General features: G+C 75.6%; 1 protein-coding gene and 1 pseudogene. One reads left to right on the forward strand and one right to left on the reverse strand.

The window, feature by feature from the left end:
* Window positions 1-274: 274 nt before the first annotated feature.
* Complete coding sequence (locus J0670_RS35460) at window positions 275-952, reverse strand: RNA methyltransferase (RefSeq protein ID WP_207816698.1); 678 nt, start codon at window positions 950-952, stop codon at window positions 275-277.
* Window positions 953-1,041: 89 nt separating this feature from the next.
* Here J0670_RS35460 and J0670_RS35465 point away from each other — a divergent pair.
* A pseudogene (locus tag J0670_RS35465) lies at window positions 1,042-2,602 on the forward strand (PAS domain-containing protein); the annotation flags it as partial.

The following is a 2,602-nucleotide window of genomic DNA, read 5'->3' on the forward strand; positions in this document are numbered from 1 at the left end:
CCCGCCCGACTTCCTGTGCTCGCTCCTCCGGGCTGCGCTGCGGCCGCCCGGTGTCGTTCCCGGTCGCAGGTGCGGCACCTGGTCGGCCCGCGTGAGCCGTGGCGCACGAGAAGTCGGCCCGCCCGACTTCCTGTGCTCGCCCCTCGGGCCGCGCAGTGGCCGCCCGGCGCAGCTTTCGGCAGCAGGCCCGACACACGACCGGCCCGCGTCAGTCGCCACGCGTGAGAAGTCGGCCGATCCGACTTCCCGTGCGCAGCGTCGCCCTCGGCCGGGCTCAGCCCGCCGGGGCCGTCGGGGGAGCGGGGGCGGCGGCCGGGGGCGGGGTGAGGCCGGTGCCGCCGGAGGCGCCTGCTCCGGGCCAGGACTCGTCGAGGGTGCCGTCGGCGCGGACGGTGTCGAGGGCGGCGGGCCAGGGGTCGAGGCGGGCGTAGGGGACCGCGAAGACGGCGCCCATGGAGACCTTGACGGCGCGCCGGTAGAGCGGGTCGGCGCAGTCGGGTGAAAGGAGGACGGCGTCCATGCCGAGGGCGGCGGCGCTGCGGAAGATGGCGCCGAGGTTGGTGTGGTCGACCAGGCCCTCCAGGATGGCGACCCGGCGGGCCCCGGCGAGCACCTCGGCGGTCTCCGGGAGGGGCTTGCGTTCCATCGAGGCGAGGGCGCCGCGGTGGACGTGGTAGCCGGTGACGGCTTCGGCGAGCTTGGGTTCGACCACGTGGACGGGGGCGTCGGCCTCGGCGATGACGTCGGCCATCACGTCCAGCCACTTGGAGGTGAGCAGCATCGACCGCATCCGGTAGCCGGACGCGAGGGCGCGGCGGATGACCTTCTCCCCCTCGGCGATGAACAGGCCCTCGGCGGGTTCGCGGCGGCGGCGCAGTTCGACGTCGGTGAGGCCGGTGTAGTCGGCGAGGCGGGGGTCGGCCGGGTCGGTGATGGTGCTGGGTTCGGACACCCTGAGATCTTGCCAAGCCGGGGCGGGGAAGGCCAAACGGCCGAAGGAGCGGGGTGGTCGCTGGCTGCTACGAGTGCAAGCATGACCGTATGGCCCGAAATCCGGGCCGATCCTGGGCTCCGTCGGCCTCTGGTGCCACCGGCGACGCCGGCTCCTCCGGTGGGCGCCCACGCGGTCGGCAACAGCTGCCACGCGCGAAGCGGCCACGGCCGGTACGGCACCGGTCGGTGGCCGGGCAGGTGTTCGCGCTCCAGATCCTGATCGTGCTGCTGCTGGTGGCGGGGGCCGCGGTGGCGCTGGTGGTGCAGTCGCGCACCGATGCCGAGCACGAGGCGCGCAACCGGTCGGTGGCGGTGGCTCAGACCTTCGCCAACTCGCCGGGCATCGTGGACGCGTTGCGCTCCCCCGACCCCACCGCGCTCCTGCAGCCGAAGGCGGAGGCCGCGCGGATCTCCTCGGGCGTGGACTTCATCGTCGTGCTGAACGACCAGGGCATCCGCTACACCCACCCCAACCCGGCCCGGATCGGCCACAGGCTCGTCGGCACGTACGAGCCCGCGCTGCACGGCCGGGTGGTGACCGAGCACCTCAACGGCACGCTCGGCCCGCTGGTCCAGGCGGTGGTCCCGGTGTACGCGCCGGACGGTTCGGTGCCCGGGCTGGTCGCGGCGGGCGTGACCCTGAAGAGCGTCTCCTCCGCGAGCGAGCGCCAGCTGCCGCTGGTCCTCGGCGCGGCGGCGGGCGCGATCGGGCTGGCCACCCTGGGCACGGCGCTGATCAGCCGGCGGCTGCGGCGGCAGACGCACGGCCTGGGCCCGGCCGAGATGACCCGGATGTACGAGCACCACGCGGCGGTGCTGCACGCGGTGCGCGAGGGCGTGATGATCGTCGGCGGAGACGGGCGGCTGCTGCTGTGCAACGACGAGGCGCGCCGGCTGCTGGACCTGCCGCCGGACGCCGAGGGCCGCCCGGTGGCCGAACTGGGTCTGGAACCGGCCCCGCTGGAGCTGCTGACCGCCGACCGGCCGGTGACCGACCAGGTGGTGCTGTCCGGGGAGCGGCTGCTGGCGGTGAACGTGCGGCTGACCGGGGAGGCCGGTGGCCCGCCCGGCTGCGTCGCCACGCTGCGCGACTCCACCGAGCTGCGGGCCCTGGCCGGCCGGGCCGAGGGCGCGCAGCGGCGGCTGCGGCTGCTGTACGACGCCGGGGTGACGGTGGGCAGTTCGCTGGACGTGACCCGGACCGCCGAGGAGCTGGCGCAGGTCGTGGTGCCGCGGTTCGCGGACTTCGCCACGGTGGACCTGGCCGAGCAGGTGCTGTCCGGCGAGGAGCCGCCGCCCGGTACGTCGCTGGGCCGGATGCGGCGCGCGGCCTTCGCCGGGACGCGGGACGACGCACCGTTCCACCCGGTGGGCACGGTGCTTGGCGTGGTGCCCGCGACCCCGCTGGCCGGCGCGCTGAACAGCGGGGCGCCCGCCCTGGAGGCTCGGCTGGCCGAGGCGGAGGGCTGGCGGGTGCAGGACCCGGAGCGCTCGGCGCGGGTGCTGGCGTACGGGGTGCACTCGCTGGTGCGGGTGCCGCTGCGGGCGCGCGGGGTGCTGCTGGGGGTGGTGCGGTTCTGGCGGGCGGAGCACGTGGAGCCGTTCGAGC

The sequence above is a fragment of the Streptomyces sp. FH025 genome (assembly GCF_017427025.1).
In the GTDB taxonomy this organism is placed as follows: domain Bacteria; phylum Actinomycetota; class Actinomycetes; order Streptomycetales; family Streptomycetaceae; genus Kitasatospora.